The following is a 5,492-nucleotide window of genomic DNA, read 5'->3' on the forward strand; positions in this document are numbered from 1 at the left end:
CCAGTGCCAGCCTGCCGACCGGCACGACCACGGTGGCCTCGGCGTCCGCGCCGAGCAGCGTGACCGCGCCCGCGCCGAGCGCGACGCCCAGGACGATCCCGGCGATCATCGCCAGCACCGCGATCAGCACCGCCTCGCCGCGGATCATCGTGCGGAGTTGGGCGCGGGTCATCCCGACGGCGCGCAACAGGCCGATCTCGCGGGTCCGCTCGAACACCGACAGGGCGAGGGTGTTGGTGATGCCCAGCAGAGCGATGACGACGGTGAGCAGGAGCAGGGCGCTCACCAGGCCGAGCACCTGGTCGACCGTGCGGGTGCGGCCGGCCACCGCGGCGGCCTGGTCACGGACCTGCGCGGTCGGGATGTCGGTGAGCGCGGCGGCGACGGCGCGCTGCCCCGCCTCCGCGGACACACCGCCGGCGAGCTTGACGAACACGCTCGCGTCGAGGTCCTCGGCGTAGTGCTTCGCGTACGTGCCGAGCGAGATCAGGTAGTCGGTCTGCATGGCCTGTGCGTCCCGGTCGCGCAGCACACCGACCACGGTGAGGAACTGCTTCCCGGTGCGGGAGAACATCATCGGCATGGCGTCGCCGACGGCGAGCCCCCGCTCGGTGGCGACGTGCTGGGCGATCACGACGCCGCCGGATTCGAGCGCCTCGAGGCGGCCGGCGGTCAGGTGCAACCGGGTGACCCGCGGGAGAGTCGCGGTGTCGACCGCGGTGAGCGCCGAGGTGGTGTCGCCGTCCTTCCAGTGTCCGTACCGCAAGCGGGACGCCACGGCGACCTCGGGCAGCTTCGCCACGTGGTGGTGCACGTCCATCGGCAGGCCGCCCAGCATCTCGTTGCGGGCGCTCTCCACGACCAGGTCCGCGGTGATCGCCTCGGTGTAGGTGCGCTGCACCGACGAGCGGACCGACGTGGCCAGCACCGCGGTGAAGCTGACCAGAGCCAGGCCGAGGGCCAGCGCCAGCGCGGTCGCCGCCGTGCGCCGCGGTGTCCGCGCGGCCGACTCGCGGGCCAGCCGTCCCGGCATGCCGAACGCGTGCAGCGGCCGGCCGAGGAGCCGGATGGCGGAGGGAGCCAGCGCGGGCCCGGCCAGCGTCAGGCCGACGACCAGCGCGACGGCGGCCGCGGCGAGCAGCGTCATCGTCCTCGCGGCGAACTGTCCGGCGATGCCGGCGGCGATCACGAGAAGACCGGCGGCGCTGCGTACCCGGCCGACGGGCTCGGTGGCCGTGGCGTGACGCATCGCCTCCACCGGTGCGATCCGGGCCGCCCGCCGGGCCGGGCCGAGCGCGGCGACGACGGTGACGAGCACGCCGATGCCGAGCGACAGCGCGACCGTGCGGGCGGTGATCACCATCGCGCCGCCGGGCAGCGTGATGCCGAACGCCCCGGCGAGGTCGCGCAGGCCGGCGGCGGCGGCGATGCCGGCGCCGAGGCCGGCCGCCGCGGCGGTCAGGCCGACGACCAGCGCCTCGCCGAGGATGGAGGCGACGACCTGTCGGCCGGTGGCGCCGATCGCGCGCAGGACGGCCAATTCGTGCGTCCGCTGGGTCACCACGATGGAGAACGTGTTGGCGATGAGGAACGCCCCGACGAGCAGCCCGGCGGCGGCCAGGGCCAGCAGCATCACCCGCAGGTAGCCGATCTGGTCCTGGGCGGCGGCCGAGGAGGCGGCGGCGAGGTCGCGGCCGGCGGTCACCTCGTACTCCGGTCCGAGGGCGGCGCCGAGCCGCTGCCGCAGGGTCTCCGTGCCGACGGCGCCGGTCGTGGTGACGGCCACCTCGGTCACGCCGCCGCCGAGGCGCAGCATGCGCTGCGCGGTGCGGAGGCTGACCAGAGCGACCGTGCTGTCCGGGAGGCCGGCGCGGTCGCCGAACCCGGCCAGCCCGACCACCGTCGCGGTCAGGTCCGACTTCGCCCGGACCGTGACGGAGTCGCCGACGTCGATGCCGTACTCGGCGGCGGTGGCCGCGTCGACGACCACCTCGCCGTCGGCGACCGGCGCGTGACCCGCGCGCAGCGTGAAGGCACCGACCGGCGGTGCGGTCCAGGACTGGAGTACGGACGGTCCGGAGGGGACGATCGGCCGGCCACCGGCGGTGATCAGGCCCTGCCCGCGCGCCACCGGCGAGGCCGAGGCCACTCCCGGCACGGCGCGGATGCGGTCCAGGACGGCGGCCGGCAGCGGGTCGCGTTCCACTTCGACGCCCATCGCCGAGCCGAAGGCGGCGGCGTCGCGGACGGTGATGTCGACCCCGGCGGTGGCGGTGCGGAACTGCTCGTCGAGCACCTGCCGGGAGGTGTCGGTCAGGATCAGGCTGCCGCTGACGAAGGTGACACCGAGGACGACGGCGAGCATGGTGAACGCCAGGCGGGCCCGGCGGGCGAGGGTGTTGCGCAGGATCAGGCGCCACATGGTTCAGTGCTCCTTCGCGGCCGGCTCGAGTTCGGACATGTGGGACAGGACGCCGGCCACCGTGGGCTCGGCGAGCTCGTCGACGACCCGGCCGTCGGCGAGGAAGACGACCCGGTCCGCGTAGGAGGCGGCGTGCGGGTCGTGGGTGACCATCACGATGGTCTGCCCGAGGTCCCGGGCGGCGTGCCGGAGGAAGCCGAGCAACGCCTCGCCGGACCGGGAGTCGAGGTTGCCGGTGGGCTCGTCGGCGAAGACCGTCTCCGGCCGACCGGCCAGCGCCCGGGCGACCGCGACCCGTTGCTGCTGGCCGCCGGAGAGCTGCGCGGGGCGGTGGTGCAGCCGGTTGCGCAGTCCCAGCGTCGAGACGAGCCGGTCCACCCAGGCGGTGTCGGGGCGACGGCCGGCGAGAGTGAGCGGCAGGTGGATGTTCTCGGCGGCGGTGAGCGTCGGCACCAGGTTGAAGCTCTGGAACACGAAGCCCACCCGGTCCCGGCGCAGCAGCGTGCGCTGCCGCTCGCTCAGCCGGGTCACATCGACGTCGCCGAGGAGGACCCGGCCGGCGTCGACCCCGTCCAGGCCGGCCAGTGCGTGCATCAGGGTCGACTTGCCGGACCCCGAGGGCCCCATGACGGCCGCGAACTGCCCGGCGGGGATGGTCAGGCCCGCGCCGTCCCGGGCGCGGACGGCGGTGTCGCCGTGGCCGTAGGTCTTGACCAGGCTGTGGGCTCGCACTGCGATGCTCATGGTCAGGCCCCCTTGCGGGAGAACAGGCGGCGGGGCCGGGGCGAGCGGCTGACGGCGGCGGCGAGCCGGTGCGCCTCGGCGGCGCGGATCAGGTCCTCGTGCCGGATCCGGTGGGGTTCGGCGATAAGGAGGGGGTGCATGGCGGACCTCCCGGGTCCTCGGCGGTGACTGACACGCCGAGATTCGCGAGGACCGCTGTTCGGCTCCTGTCCGCCCGCTGACCACGCTCGGACAGCGTTCCTGCTCAGGGTCACCGGCGACGTGGAACCGGCCGAGCTACGGGCCGCCCGCGACCGTGCGGGCTTCGGCCTCCAGCGCCCGGAGCCGATCGCGGGCCCACGGGAACTCACGGTCCGCCAGCAGGTCGGCGGCTCGGCGGGCGTCCCGTGCGGCGGCCACGGCGTCACCGCTCGCCAGGGCGAGCCGCGCCCGGGCCCAGGCCGCCCAGGCGGGGTTGCGCGGGTTGCGCACCCGCTGCGCCACCTCGTCGACCTCGTCCAGCTCGGCGGGCACGCCGTCGGTTTGCCCCAGGTCGATGCGGGTGTGTGCCAGCTGCACGAGGGCGAACGAGAGGCCGTGCAGTGATCCGGCGGCACGGCACTGCTGTGCCGCCTCGGCCAGCTCGGCCACCGCCTCCCCGGGCCGGCCGGCCTCCCGGAGGGCGATGCCCAGGTGCGCCTTCGCCGCGCTGCCCAACTGGATGTCACCGGACGCGGCGAGCAGTTCCAGCGCCTGCCGCCAGTGTCGCGCGGAGGTCTCGAACTCTCCGGCCCGCAGGTCGATCAGCGCCTCGACGTAGTAGGTCATGGCGTGCCACCAGCCACGGTCCACGCCGGTCAGCACGGCCCGGCCGGCCCGCAGCAGCGCCCGATGCTCGTCCGGGTCGCCGCCGTACTGGCCCTCGAATGCCACGACCAGCCGGGAGACGGCGGCATGGCGATCGTCGCCGAGTGCCTCGAACAGCGCCAGGCTCTCGCGGCCGGCGGCCCGGGACTCGGCGGTCGGGTAGTAGACGTGCAGCATGGCGTACCCCTGCAGGGCCAGGGCTCGGGCGGCGTCGGGCACGCCGGGGTGGCTCAGCAGCGCGCTGATCGCCCGGACACCCTCGTGCCGCGGGCCGATGTTCCAGAAATGGATGAGCGCCGCGGCCAGCCGCAGCCCGGCCGTCGTGTCCTTCTCGTCCAGGCAGAATTGGATCGCGGCCCGGAGGTTGTCCTGGTCGGCGACGAGCCGGGCCCACGACGGCCAGGCGAAGCGGACGAGCGGACCGTGCCGCTCGGCCACCGCCGTGTAGTACGCGAGGTGACGCGCGCGGAGGTCGGCCGCCTCCCCCGCCTCGTCCAGCTTCGCGAGGGCGTACTCCCGGATCGTCGCCAGCAGGCGGAAGCGTCCGGCGGCCGGATCGGCGACCACCAGCGACCGGTCGACGAGCCGGAACAGGATGTCGGGGGCGTCGCGACCGCACACCTGCTCGGCGGCGTCGAGGGTCCATCCGCCGTGGAAGACGGCGAGGCGGCGCAACAGCCGCTGCTCGGGCTCGTCGAGCAGGTCGTGGCTCCAATCGATGGTGGCGCGCAAGGTGCGGTGCCGGGCCTCACTGGTGCGCGGCCCGGCGGTGAGCAGGCCGAACCGGTCCTGCAGGCGCGCCTCGATCTCGGCCGGTGCGAGCGCCTTCACGCGGGCGGCCGCCAGCTCGACCGCCAGCGGAATCCCGTCCAGGCGGCGGCAGATCGACGCCACCGCCGCCGACTCGCGCGCGTCCGGCTCGAACTCCGGGCGAACCAGGCGGGCGCGGTCGAGGAACACGCGTACGGCGTCCGGCTCGTCGAGAGGGCCGACCGCGATCTGGATCTCGCCGGCGACGGCGAGCGCCTCCCGGCTGGTCGCCAGCACCCGGAGATCGCCGGCTGCGTGCAGCAGGGTTTCGATGACGGTGGCGGCGGCGTCGATCACGTGCTCGCAGTTGTCCACGACCAGCAGCGCACCTCGACCCCGGAGGTGCTCCGCGACGGCGTGCGGCCCGGTGCTCTGCACGCCGAGCTGCAGGGCGAACACCTCGCCCAGGTCGGCGTTCGTGTCCACCGCGGCGAGCCGGACGACGTGCACCGGGCGGGACAGCCGGGCCACCTCGACGGCCAGGCTGGTCTTCCCGACGCCGCCCGGCCCGGTGAGCGTCACGAGCCGGGCCGAGCGCAGCTGTTCGTGTGTCCTGCGCACGTCGTCGTCGCGGCCGATGAACGAAGTCAGGCGGGCCGGCACCGCGCCGGCGTCGCGCTGCGCCGGAACCCGCGCGGACGAGATCTCCTGCCGCAGGATCGCCGACGTC

General features: G+C 74.9%; 4 protein-coding genes. All 4 read right to left on the reverse strand.

The genetic code is table 11. The annotated features are described in order from the left end of the window. Positions 1-2,422 (reverse strand): FtsX-like permease family protein (locus AB0M20_RS24815; RefSeq protein ID WP_364301975.1); only part of this gene is annotated, 2,422 nt, incomplete at its 3' end. Between the two features lie 3 nt (positions 2,423-2,425). Further along, positions 2,426-3,166 carry an ABC transporter ATP-binding protein gene (locus tag AB0M20_RS24820; RefSeq protein WP_364301977.1) on the reverse strand — a complete coding sequence of 247 codons (741 nt, stop codon included), beginning with the start codon at positions 3,164-3,166 and terminating at the stop codon, positions 2,426-2,428. A 2-nt stretch (positions 3,167-3,168) separates the two neighbouring features. Further along, the gene (locus AB0M20_RS24825) at positions 3,169-3,306 is read right to left on the reverse strand and encodes a hypothetical protein (protein WP_364301979.1); all 138 of its coding nucleotides are present in this window, start codon (positions 3,304-3,306) and stop codon (positions 3,169-3,171) included. Between the two features lie 136 nt (positions 3,307-3,442). Continuing rightward, positions 3,443-5,492 (reverse strand): AAA family ATPase (locus AB0M20_RS24830; RefSeq protein ID WP_364301981.1); only part of this gene is annotated, 2,050 nt, incomplete at its 5' end.

Origin of the sequence: Actinoplanes sp. NPDC051633 (assembly GCF_040681735.1) — a bacterium.
GTDB lineage: Bacteria > Actinomycetota > Actinomycetes > Mycobacteriales > Micromonosporaceae > Actinoplanes.

Bases quoted from the DNA above. Each gene is read 5' to 3' on its own strand.
- AB0M20_RS24820 (WP_364301977.1), bottom strand. From the start codon at position 3,166: ATGAGCATCGCAGTGCGAGCCCACAGCCTGGTCAAGACCTACGGCCAC.
- AB0M20_RS24825 (WP_364301979.1), bottom strand. From the start codon at position 3,306: ATGCACCCCCTCCTTATCGCCGAACCCCACCGGATCCGGCACGAGGAC.